Consider the following 18,028-nt stretch of genomic DNA (forward strand, 5'->3'; position numbering starts at 1 on the left):
CTGGGCGAAGGACGCGGAGGACGGCCAGGTGAAGGGCTTCCTCGTCCCCACCTCGACGCCGGGCTACCGCGCCACCGCCATCGCGCGCAAGCAGAGCCTGCGGACGGTGCAGAACGCCGACATCGTGCTCGAGGGCGTCCGCGTCCCGGAGTCGCTGCGCCTGCAGGGCGCGAACTCGTTCCGCGACACCGCGAAGGTGCTCCGGCTCACCCGCGCCGAGGTCGCCTGGCAGGCCATCGGCGTCGCGATCGGCGCCTACGACGCGGCGCTGCGCTACGCGAAGGAGCGCGTGCAGTTCGGCAAGCCGCTCGTCGGGCACCAGCTGGTGCAGGACCTCCTGGTCAAGAGCATCGGCAACATCACGGCCAGCATCGCCCTGGCGACCCGCGTGTCCGAGATGCTCGACGCCGGCGAGCAGCGCGAGGAGCACTCCGCCCTCGCGAAGGCCTACGCGACGGCCCGGATGCGCGAGACCGTCGCCTGGTGCCGCGAGGTGATGGGCGGCAACGGCATCGTCCTCGACTACGGCGTCGCCCGCTTCTTCGCCGACGCGGAGGCCCTCTACTCCTACGAGGGCACCCGCGAGATGAACACGCTGATCGTCGGCCGCTCGATCACCGGCACCGCCGCGTTCGTCTGAGCCTCCCCGGCCGGGGAGCGAGCGGCGGCGCGCCCGGCACGCCGCCGCGCCGCCCCCGCTCCCTAGACTGGTCGCCATGATCCGACGCGCCGCCCCCGCCGCTCCCCGAGCGCTCGCGGTGGCGGTGCTGGCCGTGCTGCTGGCCGGCCAGTCGCTGCGGAACCTCGCCGGATGGTGGGGCTGGGGCGTCGTCGTCGCGGTGCTCCTGGGCGCCTCGATCGCCGTGCTCGTCCGCGCCCGTCCCCGCCTGCGCTGGGCCCGCACGCCGAAGTCGCTGGTCCTCTTCCTCGGGCTCGCGGTGCTCTCGCTGCTGTGGTCCGCCTATCCGGGAGCGAGCGCGATCGGAGTCACGGCGCAGCTCGCGACGACGCTCGGCGGCGTCGTCCTCGCCCTCACGCTGAGCAGCCGGGAACTGCTCACGGCTCTCGGACGGGCCCTGCGCCTCTCGGTCGGCCTGTCGCTCCTCTTCGAGCTCGTGATCGCGGTCGTCGTGCGGCAGCCCGTCCTGCCGTTCGGCGTCGAGCCTCCCGCCGACGGACCGACGCCCGACGCCTTCTACTGGTCGCAGGCCGCCCTCTTCACCGGCGAGCCCGTCCAGGGGATCGTCGGCAACCGCAACCTCCTCGGCTTCCTCGCCCTGCTCGGCCTGATCGTGATCGCGATCGAGCTGGCGGCCCACTCGATCCGGCGCCGCTGGGGAGCGGTCTGGGTCGCCCTGTTCGTCGCGACCCTTCTGCTCACCCGCTCGGCGACCGTCCTGCTCTGCCTCGTCGCCGTCGTCCTCGCGGCCGCGTTCGCGCTCTGGGCTCGCCGGAGGGGCGAGTCCCGCCGCCGTCCCGTCTACCTGACCGCCGCGGGGCTGGCGGTGGCGACCGTCGCCGGAGGCGCCGCGGGCTGGGGCGCCCTCCTCGGCCTGCTCGGCAAGAGCGAGGACGCCACGGGCCGCCTCGACATCTGGGACTCGGTGATCGCGCTCACACTGCAGCGCCCGGTCCTCGGCTGGGGCTGGGTCAGCTACTGGGCTCCCTGGGCCGCCCCGTTCGACACCCTCGCCGAGCGCAAGGGCGTGCTCTACCTGCAGGCCCACGACGCCTGGCTCGACGTCGCCCTCCAGCTGGGAGCGGTCGGCCTCGTCCTCTTCGCGGCGCTCGCCGTCTCGACGCTGTGGCGCTCCTGGTTCCGCGCGGTCGACCGCCCGCGGCGCGACGCGACCTCGACCCTCCCCTACACGGCCGTCAGCCTCGCTCCGCTGCTGATCGTGGTCGCCCTCCTGGCGCAGTCGCTGTTCGAGAGCCGGATCCTGATCGAGGGAGGCTGGCTGCTCCTCGTCCTCTTCGCGGTGCAGACCAAGCGGCCGGCGACCGAGACGCCCGAGGTCCTCGCCGCGACCCCGCTCCCCCACGCCGACGCCTCCCCGAGGCGATGAGGCCCCGCCGCCCCTCGCTCCCCGCCTCCGTCGCCGACGCGACGGCGTCCCCGCAGTTCGCGGCGGCCCTCGCGCAGACCACTCTCGTCACCGTCCTCTGCGCCCCGGCGGTCCGCGGGCTCCTCGGCTGGCCCGGCTACATCGCCGCCGTCGCCACGCTCACCGCCCTCGCGGCGGTCATGCTCGTCCTGCGGCGCGGGCGGCTCGACTGGGAGGGCCTGCTGCCCACGAGCATCCTGGTGTTCCTCGGCTGGATCGCGCTCAGCGTGCTGTGGAGCGACTACACCTGGGCCACGGTCTCGAGCGTCGTCTACCAGTTCGCCCTGGCGTTCCTGGCGATCGCGATCGGCCTGACGCGCGACATCATCCAGATCATCCGCTCGGTCGGCGACGTGCTGCGGGTCGTGCTGATCGCCTCGCTCGCCGTGGAGGTGCTCTCGGGGGTGCTGATCGACCAGCCGCTGCGCTTCCTCGGCGTGGAGGGCCTGCTCGCGGTCGGCGGGCCGATCCAGGGACTGGTCGGCACCCGCAACCAGCTCGGGCTGGTCTGCCTGCTGGCGATCGTGACGTTCTCGGTGGAGCTGATGACCCGCTCCGTCGCCCGCGGGCCGGCCGTCGCCTCGATCGCCCTCGCCGCGGTCACCCTCCTCTTCACGCGCTCCGCCGTGAGCGCGGGCGTGCTCGCCGTGGCCGTCGTCGTCGCCCTCGCTCTGCGCTGGGTGCGCCACGGCGACGGCACCCACCGCCGTCGGCGGCAGGTCGCGGTGCTCGGCGTCGCCGCCGCGGCCTCCCTCACCGTGTGGCTCCTGCGCTACCGGGTGATCGAGCTGCTGAACGCGGGCAGCGAGTTCGAGTTCCGGCTGCGGCTCTGGCAGCAGGTCTGGCGCTTCACGGACCTCGCTCCGATCGTCGGCTGGGGCTGGGTGGGCTACTGGCGGCCCGACCTCTACCCCTTCACCGCCATCGACTACCTCTCGGGCCGCCCGCACTCGTCGAGCCTCAACGCCCTCTTCGACGTGGCCCTGCAGGTCGGCGCGGTCGGGGTGGTCCTTTTCGTCGTGCTGATCGGCCTCGCGCTCTGGCGCTCCTGGCTGATCGCCTCCGAGCGCAAGGCGGTCGTGCACGTCTGGCCGGTGCTGGTTCTGACCGTGCTGATGGTCACCGCGCTGGCCGAGAGCTCGATCCTGCTCGACGCCGGCTGGCTGCTCGTGGTGCTCTGCGCGATGCGCGCGGCCCAGGGACTGAGCTGGCGCCGCCTCCTGCACCCGCGGGACTGACCGGACTCCTCAGCGCCCGCGCCGCCGCGCCACCTGGCGGAGCACGGCGAGGTGCTCCTCCCGGCAGCGCTCCCAGCTGAAGGACCGGGCGCGCTCGACGCCGAGCGGGCCGAGCTCGCCGGTCCGCTCGATCGCCTCGAGGATCCCGTCCGCGATCGAGCGCGGCTCGAGCGGATCGACGTAGACCGCGGCGTCCCCGCAGATCTCCGGGAGCGAGCCCGCGTCGGAGGCGGCGACCGGGCATCCCGACGCCATCGCCTCGATGGGCGGGAGGCCGAAGCCCTCGTAGAGGCTCGGGAACGCCAGCACCGCGGCTCGGCGGTAGAGGTCGGCGAGCTCCTCCGGAGTGACGTGGCCGCGCCACTCGACGAAGTCCGGCAGCGGGCCGAGGCGGTCCAGATCCCCTCCGGTCAGCACGAGCCGGAGGGAGTGCCCCTCCTCCCGCAGGAAGCGCACCGCCTCGAACAGGCGGGCGTGGTTCTTGTGCGGCCAGGCGCGCGCCGGGTAGAAGACGAAGTCCTCGCGTGTGCCCAGATTCGCGACGAAGCGCCGGGTGTCCACGCCGAGATGCGACACGTGGATCCGCTCCTCCGGGATGCCCAGCAGCTCGACGATCCGCCCCTTGGTGAAGGCGCTGATGGTGATGACCGCGTCGGCGCGGCGAGCGGTCGCCTCGTAGGCGAGCCGGCGGAAGACGCGCTCGACACGGGGGAAGAGGTGCGGGAGGTCGCGGTGCTGCAGGTCGAACAGCATCTGCACGTGCCCCTGCCGCCGCGACGGCCACGGCAGCGGGACCGTGAAGGGGAAGTAGAGCACCGCGTCCCGGCCGAGGCGCCGGCGCAGGCGCGGTGTGCGCAGGAGGGCCTGGAGCATCCCCACGGCCCGGCGGCGGTGGCCCGCACCACTGACGACCCCCTCGGCCACGACCTCGGGCACGCCCTCGCTGAAGCCGCGCGCGTTCTCGGGGACGAGCACCTGCACGGCGGGCCCCTCCTCCCCCGGCCGCGGCGCCAGGAGGCGCGTGAGCGCGCGCGCGTAGGTCTCGCCGCCGCCCATCCCGCCCGGGTCGACGGTGAGCACGGCGAGCGTGACGGGGCGGAGTTCCGGCATGGCGTCCAATCGGTCCGAAGCCCGGCCAGGATACCGGCGGGCCGCACCGCTCCCGGCGCCCGGCCGTGCCCGTGGGTAGTATGTGTCCCGCTGTCATCGACCCCGACGAATTGGACCACCACGTGCCCCGCGCTTTGATCACCGGAATCACCGGCCAGGACGGCCTCTACCTCGCCGAGCTCCTCCTCTCGAAGGGCTACGAGGTCTTCGGGCTCGTCCGCGGGCAGAACAACCCCAAGTACGAGCTGGTCCGCCGCACCGTGCCCGAGGTGACCCTGCTCACCGGCGACCTGACCGACGTGTCGAGCCTCGTGCGCGTGCTCGCCGCCGCCCAGCCCGACGAGGTCTACAACCTCGGTGCGATCTCGTTCGTCGCCTACTCGTGGGAGAACGCGTCGCTCACCACCGACGTGACCGGCAAGGGCGTGCTCAACATCCTCGAGGCGACCCGCCTCTACGCCGGCTCCGACATGTCGCGCGTGAAGTTCTACCAGGCCTCCTCCTCCGAGATGTTCGGCAAGGTCCAGCAGGTCCCCCAGAGCGAGGAGACGCTGCTCTGGCCGCGCTCGCCCTACGGCGTGGCCAAGGTCTTCGGCCACTACATGACCATCAACTACCGCGAGTCGTACGGCATGCACGCCTCCTCCGGCATCCTCTTCAACCACGAGTCGCCCCGCCGCGGCCCGGAGTTCGTCACCCGCAAGATCAGCCTCGCGGTCGCCCGCATCAAGCTCGGCCTCCAGGAGACGCTGGAGCTCGGCAACCTCGACGCGAAGCGCGACTGGGGCTTCGCCGGCGACTACGTCGACGCGATGTGGCGCATGCTGCAGCAGCCCGAGGGCGACGACTACGTGGTCGCGACCGGCGAGACCCACGAGATCCGCGAGTACCTCGACATCGCCTTCAACCACGTCGGCATCGAGGACTGGACCCCGTACGTGACCCAGAACCCCGCGTTCATGCGTCCCGCCGAGGTGGACCTGCTGATCGGCGACCCGGCGAAGGCGCGGGACGTCCTCGGCTGGGAGCCGAAGGTCTCGTTCCCCGAGCTCGTGGCGATGATGGTCGAGAACGACCTCGCCGAGCAGTCCGCGCTGATCAAGTAGTCATGCCTGCCGCTCTCGTCACCGGAGCGAGCGGTCAGGACGGGGGCTACCTCGTCGAGCGCCTGCTCGCCGACGGCTGGGAGGTCTCCGCGCTCGTGCGCGGGACCGACGACGCCGCTCTTCCCGCCGCCGTCCGCGCCTTCGAGGGCGACCTCCGCGACGCCTCCGGCCTCGGCCGCATCGTCGCGGAGGCGCAGCCGGACACGGTCTTCCACCTCGCCGGCCTCTCCTCCGTCGCGCTCTCGTGGAAGGAGCCCGTGCTCACGGCGGAGGTGACCGGCACCGCGGTCGCCGCGCTCCTGGAGGCCTCGCTGGCGCTCCAGGAGTCGGCGGGCCGGGAGGTCCGCTTCGTCCAGGCCTCCTCTTCCGAGATCTTCGGGGCCGCGACCGAGAACCCGCAGACCGAGCGGACCCCGATCCGCCCCGTCTCTCCTTACGGAGCCGCGAAGGCGTTCGCGCACCACCTCGTCACGGTCTACCGCGGCCGAGGGCTCCACGCCTCGTCCGGCATCCTCTACAACCACGAGTCGCCGCGTCGGCCGCTCGGCTTCGTCACCCGCAAGATCACCGCCGGCGTCGCGGCGATCGCGACGGGCGCCGAGTCGGAGCTCTCGCTCGGCAACCTCGACGCGCGCCGCGACTGGGGCTGGGCCCCCGACTACGTGGACGCCCTCGTGCGCGCCTCGCGCGCCGACGAGGCGGGCGACTACGTCGTGGCGACAGGAGTCGCGCACTCGGTCCGCGACTTCGTCCGTGCCGCCTTCACCGCGGCCGGCATCGACGACTGGGAGCAGCGGGTCACGATCGACCCGCGGTTCGCGCGCCCCGTGGACGCCCCCGAGATGCGCGGGGACGCCTCCCGGGCCCGCGAGGTGCTCGGCTGGGCGCCGACCGTCGGCTTCGAGGAGATCGTCGCCCGCATGGTCGAGAACGACATCGAGCTGGCGCGCCGCTCCGGCTGAGCCGCGCCCACCGCGTGCAGAAGGCCCCCGCTCCTGGAGCGGGGGCCTTCTGCACGCGGTGGGTCGAGGACGCCTAGGCGGTCGCGTCCGACTGCTCGGCCCGGCCCCGCTCGTCGACGCCCTCGCCCTCGACGAGGTACGACCAGACGCGGGCGGCGTACTCGTCCCAGGTGCCGCCGTCGATCGCGAGCGCCTCCGCCGAGAGCCGCGCGTGCAGCTCGTCGTCGGTCAGCAGCCGCTCGAGGGCCGCGGCGATGTCGTGGTCGTCGTGCGGATCGACGAACAGCGCGCCGCCCGAGGCGGAGACCTCGTGCATGCTGCCGAAGCCGGAGGTCACGACCGGGGTGCCGACCGAGATCGACTCCACGATCGGGAGACCGTAGCCCTCGTTGATCGAGGGGAACACCGTGCACCGGGCCAGGCGGTAGGCGCTCCAGAGCAGCGCGTCGGTGATCTTGGAGAGCGAGCGGACCGGACGGCCCTGGCCCTCGAGGACCTCGAGTCGGTACTCGAACTCGGCGCTGCTCCAGGCGTTGCCGCCGATGAAGACCAGGCTGAAGCGCACGCCCCGGCGCCAGAGCAGCTCGGCGGCCTGGAGCACCGCCAGGTGGTTCTTCCGCGGCTCGTGGCTGCCGACGCAGACGACGAGCGGGAGGTCACCGGTCACCAGCGAGCGCGCGGCGGTGGCCAGCTCCTCGTCCGAGACGCTCTCCGGCTGCGAGGGCAGAAGGATCGGCCGGATGTCCGGCCCCTGCATCCCGACGCTGCCGAGCATGTGGCGCCAGCCGGAGTACTCGGTCGCGGCCGCCTCGGAGATGGTCGCGATGCGGTCCATGTGCGACACAGCGACGAGCGTGCGCGAGAAGGCGGCGCTGATGCCGGTGCTCGCCGTCTCGGCGGTGGTGACCGGCACGCAGTCGAAGCCGATGGTGCCCGTGCGATTGCCGCTGAACTCGGCCAGGGCGGAGACGCGCGACGTCCGCTCGTCCTCCACGGCGAGCTCGGGCAGGAGGTAGGTGCCCTGCCACGGGACGATCACGCGGGAGCGGTCCTCGGCGGCGTCGGGCACGTCGCCCGAGACGGCGTTCCGGCTCTGCTCCGGGGTGAGCATGACGAGCGACTCGTGGGTCGAGTCCCAGCCGGCGAGCAGGATCTCGTGGTCGCGCGTCCAGCGGACGAGGCTCTGCCGCACCACGCGCTGGATGCCCGTGGCCAGTCCCGTGCGCGCGGTGTGGTGCACGTCGACGACGACCGCGCCGACGACCACCTCGACCTCGGGGTGGTGGAAGCGGGCGAAGACCCGGTTCGAGGCGATGGTGGACGCGGCGTGGGTGAGCAGACCGGCGGTGCCGTCCAGCCGGGCCCGGCGGCGGCCGTCGACGACGTCCTCCCGGCGCGGGAGCGTGCCGCGGAGGACGGCGAGCACCAGCCAGACCTCGCGGTCGGTGGGGGCGGGCAGCAGAACGCTCAGCTGTCCGGTGAGGGCGTCGACGCTGCCCAGCGGCTCCACGGTGGGGGCCAGGGTGCGCACCAGGGTGGCGAGACGGTCGACCAGGTACTGCTTAGAGCGCACGGGGCGCCTCCTCGTGCTCGATGAGGGCCGAGGGGCCGATCAGGGCGGCCCACAACTCCCGGGCGTAGTCGTCCCAGGTGCGCTCGGGCCGCTCTGCCGCCTCGAGGCGGAGCTCGTCGACGAGCTCCGGCGACGTCAGCAGGCGGCGCATGCCGTCGGTGATCTCCTCGTCGGACTCCGGGTCGATCAGGACGCATCCGCCGTGCTCGGCGATCTGCGCCGTGCTGCCGTAGCGCGAGGTCAGCACGGGGAGCCCGATCGACAGCGCCTCGGCGACCGGCAGGCCGTACCCCTCGTGCAGCGACGGGAACGCCAGGAACAGCGCCTCCCGGTAGCTCGCGATCAGGACGTCGTCGTCGGCTCCGCGGAGCACCTCGACCGGGCGTCCGGCGGCGACCAGCTCGCGGACGCGGGGATCGAAGACCTGGTGCGCCCACGGGTTGGCCCCGCCGATGAAGCGGACGCGGAAGCGCAGGCCCTCGCGCCAGAGGACCTCGGCGGCGTGCAGCACCGCGAGATGGTTCTTGCGGGGCTCCTGGCTGCCCACGCAGAGCACGAGCGGCAGGCCGGACGCGCTCCGCCCCTCGGAGCGCAGGCCGTCCGGGAGCTCCACGGGCAGCGGGACCGGGACGACGGTCGGGCCGGTGAGGCCCTGAGCGGGGAGCGCTCGCACGAAGCCTTCGAACTCCAGCGCGGCCGCGGCGCTCACCGTGGCGACGCGCTCGGCGTGCTTGACCACGGAGAGGAAGTTGACGAAGCGCACCGTCTCCTCCGGCGGCACCGTGTCGGCGCTGACGACGGGGATAGCGTCGTGGCCGAGGACGACGACCTCGTTGCCGGAGTACTCGGCGAGGGCCGCGAGCGGCCCGCACTGGTTGTAGTCGGGCACCGAGGGGATGACGACGACGCTGCGGTAGGGCACGACGAACTCGATGCGCTCCGGATCGCCGTGCTCCCAGTCGCGCCGCCCGGCGGAGGACCAGTCGACGACGCGCTCGTGCTCGATCGCGCTCAGGCGCCGGAAGGACATCGATCCATGGACCCAGGCGACCGGGACGATCTCGTGCTCGGCGTCCCAGCGGGACACGGTCTGGCGCACGACCCGCTGGACGCCGGTGTTGTGCCCGTGGCGGGCGGGGAAGTCGACGTCGATCAGGACGGCCCCGGTGACGACCTCGACGCGGGCGTCCAGATCGGCGAACCCGGTCGCGGTGCGGGAGCCCGCCTCGAGGAAGATGCGCAGCGCCGCCTCCTCGGGTGCGAGCTCGAGGGCGCGGCGGAACCAGTCGAACAGCTCGCTCGTCGGGTACGCGGCCGTGAACGACACCAGCGCGACCCAGGTCAGCTCGTCGTCCTGGCGCGAGCGGATCTCGCGGGCCACCTCGTCGAGGTACGGGCCGGGCCCGCGGGTGCGCAGCGAGGCGCGGCGCTCCTCGTCGAAGAGGAGCGCGCCGATCTGCTCCAGGCGCTGCAGCATCGCCTCCGTGCGGTGGGCGCGAGCGGCGGCCGGGCCGGCGGCCGAGACCTGCGACCGGTCGCTCATCGCGCCCGACCGGACAGACGGCGCTTCACGAAGCGCGCGCTGTGGCCGACGGCGCCCGACAGCCCGAGCTGCTCGACTCGGATCTGGAAGGTGCGCACCAGGCGGAGCGGCTTCGTCACCCGCCAGGAGAGGGTGCGCTCGAAGCCGGAGGCGGTCACTCCGCCCACCTGGATCCGCTCGACCCACTCGTCGAAGGGGTCGTTGAGGAGGGAGTCGACCTGCGCGCGCAGGCGGGCGAGCTCCTCGTCCGGGGACTCGGGCTCGGCGAGACGGGGCTCGATGGGAGCCCCGGATGTGCGCTCGGGCTCCGCCGGGACGGCTGCGGGAGCGGCGTCGCCGACGGCCGACTCGAGGCTCGGGTCGGGAGCGGGAGGAGCGTCCTCGCCCGTGCCGCCGAGGACGGGGGCGGGGTCCCCAGCGCTCTGCGGCGCCGGGTCCAGGGGGACGTCGGAAGGCTGCGTGGGCATGGCGAACACCTCGTTCGTGTCGTTCAGTCGGCGAGCGGGAGCAAGACTACCCGCCATGCGCCGCGCACCGGCACGCCAGCCAGGGGGCTCCAGGGTGGGCCGCACGTATAATGATGCGGTCCGTCGCCCGGCGGAGGCCGAGAGCTTGGAGTTCCATGCCCAGCAAAGCTGTGGATCGCGCGCGCGCGATCGCCGACGAGCCGTTCCAGATCGCCGGCACCACGTCGGCCGTCGGCGGCGGCTCGGGCGGCTTCGTCGCCTCCCTCGCCGAGATCCTGCGGCACCGCGAGCTGCTCCGCCTGCTCGTGGGGCGCGAGCTGAAGTCGCGCTACAAGGACAGCAGCCTGGGCTTCGTCTGGAGCCTCGTCCGGCCGCTGATCATGCTCCTCATCTACTACGTGGCGATCGGCCAGATCCTCGGGGCCTCGCGCGGCGTCCCGAACTTCGCGATCTTCGTCTTCTCGGGGCTCACCCTCTGGGGCCTGTTCAGCGAGATCGTGACCGCGGGCACCACGTCGATCCTCGGCAACGGCGGACTGATCAAGAAGGTGTACCTGCCGCGGGAGATCTTCCCGGTGGCGGCCATCGGCTCGGCCCTCTTCAACTTCGGTGTGCAGTTCGTCGTCCTGATCGCGGGAGCCGTCCTCACGGGCTCGCTGATCTTCGGCGTCCAGCTCCTCTACATCGTGCCCGCGCTGGCGATCGTGCTCGTGTACGGCCTCGCGCTGGCCCTGGCCCTCTCGGCCCTCAACGTCTACCTCCGCGACGTCCAGTTCCTCGTCGAGGTCGGGCTGCAGATCTTCTTCTGGCTCTCCCCCATCGTCTACGCGTGGAACTTCGTCGTCGCCGCCTCCACCGGAGCGGGCCACGGCTGGGCCGAGCAGCTCTACCTGATCAACCCGATCTCGAACGCGATCCTCGCCTTCCAGCGCGCGATCTGGGGAGACGGCTCGCGCGTCAGCATCATCGACGGCAACGAGATCGCCCCCCAGGTATGGCCGCCGGACATGGAGCTGCGCCTTCTCATCGTCCTCGTCGTCGGGCTGGTGTTCGTGTGGATCGGCCACCGGATCTTCCGCCGCCTCGAGGGCAACTTCGCCCAGGAGATCTGATCGTGACCCTCACCAGTAAGCAGGAGTCCGTGCCCGCCTCCTCCGGCACCCCGACCGTCGTCCGGGTGCGCAACGCCTCCAAGCGCTTCGTCATCCGCAAGGACAAGTCGTTCAAGGAGCGGATCGTCAACTTCGGCCGCGGGCGCAAGCACCGCGACGAGTTCTGGGCACTCCGCGACGTCGACCTCGAGATCCCACTGGGCTCGACCGTCGGCCTCATCGGCGCGAACGGATCGGGCAAGAGCACGCTCCTCAAGCTCATCGGCGGCATCGTGCAGCCGACGACCGGCACCGTGGAGCGCCGCGGACGCCTCGCCGCGCTCCTCGAGCTCGGAGCGGGCTTCCACCCCGACCTCACCGGGCGCGAGAACGTCTACCTCAACGGCGCGATCCTCGGACTCTCGCGGAGCGAGCTGGACAGCAAGTTCGACTCGATCGTCGACTTCTCCGAGATCGCCGAGTTCATCGACACCCAGGTCAAGTTCTACTCGTCGGGCATGTACGTGCGGCTCGCCTTCGCGATCGCGATCCACACCGATCCCGACCTGCTGCTGGTCGACGAGGTGCTCGCCGTCGGCGACGAGCCGTTCCAGCGCAAGTGCATGGACCGCATCCGCGCCTTCCAGCGCGCGGGCAAGACCATCGTGCTGGTCACCCACTCGCTCGAGCAGGTCGGCGAGCTCTGCGACCGCACCATCGTCCTCGAGAAGGGCACCGTCGTCTTCGACGGCGAGACCTCCGAGGGGCTCCAGGTCCTCCGCGAGAGCTTCGAGGACCGTCGGGCCGCCCGCCAGGAGCGCGAGGCCGAGGCCGCCGAGGCCGCGGACGAGCCCGCCTCCCAGCTCATCGAGATCCTGGGCTGCCGACTGCGCGGCGGATCGATCGAGCACGGCGGCACGGTCGTCCGCAGCGGCGAGACCCTCGAGTTCGACGTCACGGTGCGCACCAGCCGCCCGGTCGACGACTGGAACATCGGCATGGGCATCGACACGCCCCTCGGCCAGCGCGTCTTCGGGACGAACACCGAGCGCATCGGCACGCCGCTGAGCGCGGTCGACGGTGAGATGACGGTCACCTTCACCCTCCCCGACCTGCACCTCGGCGCCGGCAACTACGCCGTGCACGCCTCCTCGGCCACCTTCTCGCAGGGCGAGACCATGCGGATCCCGGTCGCCGCGACCTTCACGGTCGAGCGGGCCTCCGTGCACGACGGCGTCGTCGACATCGACTCCACCGTCCGCCTCAGCAGGCCGTGACCGCGCGGCGCCGCCGCCTCCTGGTCGACGCGACCGCCCTCGCGGCGCCGCGCCTGACCGGGGTCGGCCGCGTCCTGCTCGGCCTGCTGCACGCCCTGGACACCGACGCGACCGCCGCAGACGTCGAGGTGCTTCTCGTCGTGCCGGCGAGCGAGGCCGGCTCGCTCGAGCGCTTCGGCTTCCGTACGCTGCGCGTCCGACCGGTGCCGCTGCCCCGGCCGGTGTGGAGCGCACTGACCCGACTGCCCGCGCCGGGGATCGACCTCCTGCTCGGCCGCGGCGCCTACTTCTTCCCGAACTTCCGGAGCTGGCCGCTCGCCCGCTCCCGCTCGCTCACCTTCGTGCACGACGTCTGCTTCGCTGTGATGCCCGAGCTCGTTCCGCGCGAGCGCCGAGAGCTGCTGTCGCGGTCCGTGCCCCGGTGGATCCGACGCAGCGATCTGGTCCTGACCGGCACCCCGTCGTCCGCAGCCGAGGTCGAGAGCGCTCTGGGCGTCGATCCGGCGCGCGTCCGCGTGCTGCCGACCACGATCGACGCCGACCTCTTCCATGCCCGCGGCGAGGAGGAGGTGGCGCGGGTCCGCGCGGAGCACGGGCTCGGGTCCTACCTGCTCTTCGTCGGATCGATCGAGCGCCGCAAGAACCTCGTCACCCTGGTGGACGCGTACCGGCAGGCCGAGCGGCCGGAGAACCACACCCTGCTCCTGGTCGGCGGGGACGGCTGGGACAACGAGGACGTCCACTCCGCCGTCGCCCGCGCGGTCGCCGCAGGAGCCGACGTGCGCTTCGCCTCCTCCTACGTCGCCGACGAGGATCTGCCGGCCCTGCTCACGGGCGCCGACGCCGTCGCCATGCCCTCCTGGCACGAGGGCTTCGGCCTCCCCGCCCTCGAGGCCGTCGCCTGTGGCACTCCGGTGCTCGCGGCCGACATCCCCGGCCTCCGCGACGCGCTCGCCGGGCGGGAGTCCGCCGCCGTCTTCATCGACCCGGCGGACCGCACCGGGTGGTCGGCCGCGATCGGAGAGGCGCTGCGCCGTCCCCGGCGACTCGCACCGGAGCCGATCCCGGGGTGGGACCGCACCGCTCGGCGCCTGCTCGAGCTGGCCTTCGACGACCGCTGATCAGCGCCGGGTCGTGAACAGCAGCCAGCGCCCGGAGGCGGAGGCGACCTCGGGCTCGACGTCCCCCGTCGCCGCCTCGACGTAGGCCCGCCAGCCGTCGGGGTCGTCGGTGTAGCCGGCGGTGTCCACGTAGACGGCGCAGGCGCCGCTGCCCGCCACGGCGTCGGCGAACTCCGCCGGGTCGTCGACGTCGCCCCAGACGTCCCAGCCGTAGGTGCCCTCCACCGCCCCGTAGCTCCAGCGGAGGCGTCCCTCCTCGGTCGCGAGGTAGGGCAGTGCCTCGTCGTAGTCGGAGAGCGCTCCGATCCGCCCGCTGTCGGGGAAGCTCTTCAGGGGGAGCTCCACCACTCCGCAGCCGTCGTCCAGCTGCGCGTCGGCCTCCGACACGAACGAGCGCATCTCGGAGTCGTCGGTGGGAGCGATCGGCACCGCGGCCGATACTCCGGCCAGCTGATCGACCACGGCGACGGCGGCGAGGAGCGCCGCCACGAGGATCCGGACACCGCCACGGGCCGTGATCCGATCGAGCAGAAGCGCGAGCACGCCGAGGACGAGGACCGCGATGACGATCGACATCCGCGCCCACGCGCGGATCGTCGGCCCCGCCACCAGCGAGACCACGACGCCCAGGCCCGTCACCGTATAGAAGAGGAGCGCGGCCAGCGTCGCCACGGCGAGGACGCGCACGCGGGCGTCCGAGAAGAACCGGCCGATCGCGGTCGTACGGAGCGCCCGTCCGCCGCCGAGCGCGGTGATCGGAAGCGCCACGAGCGTGATCAGGAGCGCGACGCTGGCGAGGATCGAGAACCCGGGCGGCTCCGTCGTCGGCGCCACGCCGGACTGGCCCGCGTAGGTGTTCAGCAGGCCGTACCCCTGCGGCAGCCCGGTCCCCGACCAGGGCAGGCCCAGCAGCACGAGCTTGCCGGCGTAGGCCTCCGACTCCCCCACGGTCCGCGACGTGAAGTACGGGCTGTAGCGCTCCCCGAAGTCGAGCGAGAGCAGCAGCAGCGAGAGCCCGACGAACACGCCGAGCGCGAGGAACGGCACCGACGAGACAGCGAGCACGCGCAGCCGCTCGCGGGAGAGGAGCCCGGCGGCCGTGCTCACCGCCCAGGTCGCTCCGAGGACCAGGACCGCGAAGACGTAGTAGTAGCCGCCCGTGCTCGCCACCAGGAGCCCGAGCACGACTCCCGGGACGACGGAGCGCAGTACGCGGCTCCTCCGCGTCGCGCCCCGCTCGGCCCAGGCTCGGAGAGGATCGGTGCGCGGTCCGGCGACCATCAGCACCATCACGCCCAGGAGCGGGATCGCCCAGTAGTTGGCGAGGAACGCGTGGCCGAATCCGATCCGGAGGAAGTGGTACGGCAGCAGCGACAGCAGGACCGCGGAGAACGCCGCGACCCAGGGCCGCGTGCGGAGGGCGCGGAAGAACACGTAGCCGGTGACGGCGACCGTCGCGAACGTGCCCAGGTAGAAGACGTTCAGGAGCGTCGTCCCGTCGCGCACCACGAGGGCCAGGACCGACACGGCGAGGGCGGAGGCGACGTCGAACTGCGCGCTGAAGAAGGCGTTGAACCCGTCGGGGAAGCCGAGCGCCGCGTTGCCGTCGAACGGGAACGCCTGCGTGGCGCTGGTGAAGAGCGTGTAGTGCAGGATCTGGTCGTCGCCGCCCACGGTCCAGCGGGCCGTCAGGTCCTGCGGCCCGATCCCGAGCGCGAGCACGGCGGCGACGACCGAGACGAGGGCGGCGACGAGGGCCCATCCGAGCTCGACGAGCGTCCGGCGCCGCCGACTCGCCGTCCGCGGGCCGCGCACGTCAGTAGCCGCGCTCACGGCGCTGCTCCTCCACGCTGGTCTGGACGATCCGGTTCAGCTCGGTCTCGCCGTCGGTGCCCGCGTAGTCGTAGATGTCGAACCCCCCGCAGGCGACGATATCGGAGGGAGCGCCGAGCGTCCCGCGCGCGAGCCCCGCCCAGTCGGGAGAGCGGTCGGCCAGCACGAAGCTGTACTGCCGGTCGCGGTAGTCGCTCAGGTTGTTCATCCACAGCTGCACCGTGAAGTCGAAGTTGACCTGCTGGACGTGCAGCGAGGCCGGCCCGTAGAGGTCCAGGGGCCGCGTGGACCAGAACGAGCCGACGCCCGCGAGCTCGCGGCCGTCGATCCAGCGCTCCAGGCAATCGGCGTCCGGGTCCGATCGCGCCTCGGCCGCCGCGGAGGCGACCGCCGTTGTGGCCGGCACGGCGGCTACGACGAGGCCTGCCGCAGCCAGCGGGGCGACGACGCGGACGACCGGCGCCAGCCGCGCGCCCGCAGCACGCCGGTACGCCGCCGCGGCCCCGATCAGGGCGATCACGACCACGGTCGCAGTCACCGGGATCGGCATCAGGTAGCGGCTGACCGAGCTGCCGGTGAAGACCTGCACCACCAGGAGCACCGCCGTCTGCGCCGGCAGGAACGCGCACACCGCGAAGCGCGCACGGGCCGCCTCGTCGAGGGCGGCTCCCCGCGCCAGTCGGGCGACACCGGCCACGACGACGGCGAGGGCCGCCAGCAGCAGCAGACCCAGCAGCGCCACCTCGAGCTTGCCGATCAGCGGCGCCTTCAGCACCAGGAACTGCACGATCAGGTCGTCCAGGGCCGTCCCGGCGAGCGGCAGCCGGAGGTACCCGCCGGCGTCGGTCCCGATCAGGAAGCCGAGCGGGATCCGCAGCGCGGCCCCGAGCGCGGCGGCCCCGAGGACCGTTCCCGCGACGATCAGCACCGCGCGGGGAGCAGCGAGACCGAGCACCAGCAGCACGACGAGGACCACCAGCAGGGGGCCGACGAACTGCACGAGGAGGAGGGGATCGGAGAGGGTCGTCGCGGCTACGGCCGCTCCGACCAGGAGCAGCGGACGCGCGGCCGGACGGCGCTCGCGCAGCGCGCCCAGGGCGACGGCGAGCCCGGCGAGGCCTGTGAGCACCGCGCCGTAGTAGTAGGTCGTGAGGAGGAAGGTGGTCGCCAGGGCGCCCTCGTTGTTGAGCGCGCGGCCCTCCGTCAGGCAGAGCACCAGCAGCACGGCGATGCCGGCGAGCGCGGCGGCGGGCCGCAGCCGGCGGCGCCGGTCCTCGACGAGCCGTCGCGCGAGCATCCGGAGCACGCCGTAGAGGAGGACGACGTTGAGCACGGCGTTGACCGCGAGCGCCGCCGCGGGATCGCCACCGGTCAGCAGCCACGCGACGCCGAAGACGGGGAGCTCGGGGAAGAGGAAGAGCTGGCTCGTCATCACCCACGCCGCGGGGCGGCCCTCGGCGGAGGACTGCAGGATCAGCGGCAGCGCCAGCGAGTCGCCGTCGCGGAAGAGCAGCGGCCGCCACGGCGTGCCGACCATGAATCCGAGCACGAGCAGGGTCCCGCTGACGACGACGGCGAGGGCGGCGAGCTCGAGGAGGGCCCTCCGGGTCCGAGGGGATCCCGTCGGACCCGCCGTCACCGGTGCTTCCCGCCGAACCGTATGGCCAGGACGAGCAGGAGGTTCTTCAGGAGGGTGTCGCTCGGGATCTTGGAGTTGCCGACCGTGCGGTCGAGGAAGACGATCGGGATCTCCTTCACTCCGCGGGCCCGGCGCAGGGCCCGGTACTTGAGCACGATCTGGAAGCCGTAGCCGGCTGCGCGGATCGTCTCGAGGTGGAGGGTGCGCAGGAGGTCCGCGCTGAAGAGGTTGAAGCCGCCGGTCCAGTCGGTGATCTTCGAGCCGAGGAAGAGGCGCGTGTAGAGGTTGCCGCCACCGCTCAGCAGCTTGCGGTCGAGCGTCCAGTCGGGAGTGCCCCCGCCCGCGATGTAGCGGGAGGCGACCACGAAGTCGGCGCCCGCGCGCACCTCGCGGAGGAAGGCGTCGATGTAGTCCGGGTCGTGCGAGAGGTCGGCGTCCATCTGCAGCAGGTAGTCGTAGCGGCGCTCGGCCGCGAGGAGGTGCTGGAAGGCCCAGATGTACGCCGCGCCGAGCCCCTCCTTCTTCTCGCGCGAGAGCACGAGGACCTCGAAGGTGTCGGATCCGAGCTCGGCCGCGAGCTCGCGCGCGCGGTCCGCGGTGCCGTCGGGGGAGCTGTCGTCGATGACGGCGACGGACACGTGGAAGTCGGGGTTGCGGGACGCCGCGAGCGCGACCCGCGGCAGCGCCGTCGCGATGTTCGCGACTTCGTTGTAGGTGGGGACGACGACGGCGAGGGAGCGCATGAGGCGGGGAGGATCCGTTCTTCCGGTGCACCGGCTGACCGGTGAGAGCCCTGCGAGTATAACGAGGCGGTGCTCGCGAGCCTCCGAGCGCGCCCCGCGGCCCGCCGCCCGCCCGCGCACTCTCTCAGGAACATGGCACCGGCCGTTCGACCGCCCGGCAGGGCTCCGCGGTTACGATGGACGACAGTGCACGGCGGTTCACCCCTTGTTCGCCTGCCCC

The 18,028-nt window shown here is 72.6% G+C and carries 15 protein-coding genes; 8 read left to right on the top strand and 7 right to left on the bottom strand.

Annotated features, from left to right (window positions below; all coding sequences use genetic code 11):
* The 3 genes from C5C27_RS00005 to C5C27_RS00015 all read left to right on the top strand — a co-directional run.
* Window positions 1-640 (top strand): acyl-CoA dehydrogenase family protein (locus C5C27_RS00005; RefSeq protein ID WP_258066447.1); only part of this gene is annotated, 640 nt, incomplete at its 5' end.
* Window positions 641-716: 76 nt separating this feature from the next.
* A complete protein-coding gene (locus tag C5C27_RS00010; protein ID WP_104313079.1) occupies window positions 717-2,066 on the top strand; it encodes an O-antigen ligase in 1,350 nt (449 codons plus the stop codon).
* Window positions 2,063-3,343, top strand: coding sequence for an O-antigen ligase (locus tag C5C27_RS00015; RefSeq protein WP_104313081.1), 1,281 nt, complete (start codon window positions 2,063-2,065; stop codon window positions 3,341-3,343). Before C5C27_RS00010 ends, C5C27_RS00015 begins: the two co-directional genes overlap by 4 nt.
* A gap of 9 nt (window positions 3,344-3,352) precedes the next feature.
* On the opposite strand, the gene C5C27_RS00020 is transcribed toward C5C27_RS00015, so the two are convergent.
* Entirely contained in the window at window positions 3,353-4,453 is a 1,101-nt protein-coding gene (locus tag C5C27_RS00020; protein WP_104313083.1) for a glycosyltransferase family 1 protein, read from the bottom strand.
* 122 nt (window positions 4,454-4,575) lie between these two features.
* Here C5C27_RS00020 and C5C27_RS00025 point away from each other — a divergent pair, with 122 nt between their 5' ends.
* Both C5C27_RS00025 and C5C27_RS00030 read left to right on the top strand, forming a co-directional pair.
* Window positions 4,576-5,559 carry a GDP-mannose 4,6-dehydratase gene (locus tag C5C27_RS00025; protein ID WP_104275317.1) on the top strand — a complete coding sequence of 328 codons (984 nt, stop codon included), beginning with the start codon at window positions 4,576-4,578 and terminating at the stop codon, window positions 5,557-5,559.
* Between the two features lie 2 nt (window positions 5,560-5,561).
* Window positions 5,562-6,521, top strand: a complete 960-nt coding sequence (locus C5C27_RS00030; protein ID WP_104313085.1) for a GDP-mannose 4,6-dehydratase — start codon at window positions 5,562-5,564, stop codon at window positions 6,519-6,521.
* Between the two features lie 73 nt (window positions 6,522-6,594).
* Here the strand turns inward: C5C27_RS00030 and C5C27_RS00035 are convergent, their stop codons facing one another.
* The 3 genes from C5C27_RS00035 to C5C27_RS00045 are packed head-to-tail and all read right to left on the bottom strand — an operon-like array spanning window position 6,595 to window position 10,104.
* Window positions 6,595-8,094, bottom strand: coding sequence for a glycosyltransferase family 1 protein (locus C5C27_RS00035; protein WP_104238038.1), 1,500 nt, complete (start codon window positions 8,092-8,094; stop codon window positions 6,595-6,597).
* Window positions 8,084-9,637, bottom strand: coding sequence for a glycosyltransferase (locus C5C27_RS00040; protein ID WP_104313087.1), 1,554 nt, complete (start codon window positions 9,635-9,637; stop codon window positions 8,084-8,086). Before C5C27_RS00040 ends, C5C27_RS00035 begins: the two co-directional genes overlap by 11 nt.
* A complete protein-coding gene (locus C5C27_RS00045; protein WP_104313089.1) occupies window positions 9,634-10,104 on the bottom strand; it encodes a hypothetical protein in 471 nt (156 codons plus the stop codon). Before C5C27_RS00045 ends, C5C27_RS00040 begins: the two co-directional genes overlap by 4 nt.
* Before the next feature lie 155 nt (window positions 10,105-10,259).
* On the opposite strand from C5C27_RS00045, the gene C5C27_RS00050 reads away from it, so the two are divergent.
* The 3 genes from C5C27_RS00050 to C5C27_RS00060 are packed head-to-tail and all read left to right on the top strand — an operon-like array spanning window position 10,260 to window position 13,593.
* On the top strand, window positions 10,260-11,216 hold the full coding sequence (locus C5C27_RS00050) for an ABC transporter permease (RefSeq protein WP_104223153.1): 957 nt from the start codon (window positions 10,260-10,262) through the stop codon (window positions 11,214-11,216).
* Window positions 11,217-11,218: 2 nt separating this feature from the next.
* Entirely contained in the window at window positions 11,219-12,472 is a 1,254-nt protein-coding gene (locus C5C27_RS00055; protein WP_258066449.1) for an ABC transporter ATP-binding protein, read from the top strand.
* Window positions 12,469-13,593, top strand: coding sequence for a glycosyltransferase family 1 protein (locus tag C5C27_RS00060; RefSeq protein ID WP_104313091.1), 1,125 nt, complete (start codon window positions 12,469-12,471; stop codon window positions 13,591-13,593). The genes C5C27_RS00055 and C5C27_RS00060 overlap by 4 nt, the downstream gene beginning before the upstream one ends.
* Here C5C27_RS00060 and C5C27_RS00065 read toward each other — a convergent pair whose 3' ends face one another.
* From C5C27_RS00065 to C5C27_RS00075, 3 genes are read right to left on the bottom strand one after another with little or no spacing between them, the layout of a single operon-like run.
* Window positions 13,594-15,426, bottom strand: coding sequence for a hypothetical protein (locus C5C27_RS00065; protein WP_146079577.1), 1,833 nt, complete (start codon window positions 15,424-15,426; stop codon window positions 13,594-13,596).
* Complete coding sequence (locus tag C5C27_RS00070) at window positions 15,410-17,065, bottom strand: hypothetical protein (RefSeq protein WP_104313093.1); 1,656 nt, start codon at window positions 17,063-17,065, stop codon at window positions 15,410-15,412. Before C5C27_RS00070 ends, C5C27_RS00065 begins: the two co-directional genes overlap by 17 nt.
* The gene (locus tag C5C27_RS00075; protein ID WP_104313094.1) at window positions 17,062-17,808 is read right to left on the bottom strand and encodes a polyprenol monophosphomannose synthase; all 747 of its coding nucleotides are present in this window, start codon (window positions 17,806-17,808) and stop codon (window positions 17,062-17,064) included. The genes C5C27_RS00070 and C5C27_RS00075 overlap by 4 nt, the downstream gene beginning before the upstream one ends.
* Between the last annotated feature and the right edge of the window lie 220 nt (window positions 17,809-18,028).

This window comes from Rathayibacter sp. AY2B7, from assembly GCF_002931635.1.
GTDB lineage: Bacteria > Actinomycetota > Actinomycetes > Actinomycetales > Microbacteriaceae > Rathayibacter.

Excerpts from the sequence above, each read along its gene's own strand:
- C5C27_RS00010 (WP_104313079.1), top strand. The coding sequence starts at position 717 with ATGATCCGACGCGCCGCCCCCGCCGCTCCCCGAGCGCTCGCGGTGGCG.
- C5C27_RS00015 (WP_104313081.1), top strand. The coding sequence starts at position 2,063 with ATGAGGCCCCGCCGCCCCTCGCTCCCCGCCTCCGTCGCCGACGCGACG.
- C5C27_RS00020 (WP_104313083.1), bottom strand. The coding sequence starts at position 4,453 with ATGCCGGAACTCCGCCCCGTCACGCTCGCCGTGCTCACCGTCGACCCG.
- C5C27_RS00030 (WP_104313085.1), top strand. The coding sequence starts at position 5,562 with ATGCCTGCCGCTCTCGTCACCGGAGCGAGCGGTCAGGACGGGGGCTAC.
- C5C27_RS00040 (WP_104313087.1), bottom strand. The coding sequence starts at position 9,637 with ATGAGCGACCGGTCGCAGGTCTCGGCCGCCGGCCCGGCCGCCGCTCGC.
- C5C27_RS00045 (WP_104313089.1), bottom strand. The coding sequence starts at position 10,104 with ATGCCCACGCAGCCTTCCGACGTCCCCCTGGACCCGGCGCCGCAGAGC.
- C5C27_RS00050 (WP_104223153.1), top strand. The coding sequence starts at position 10,260 with ATGCCCAGCAAAGCTGTGGATCGCGCGCGCGCGATCGCCGACGAGCCG.
- C5C27_RS00075 (WP_104313094.1), bottom strand. The coding sequence starts at position 17,808 with ATGCGCTCCCTCGCCGTCGTCGTCCCCACCTACAACGAAGTCGCGAAC.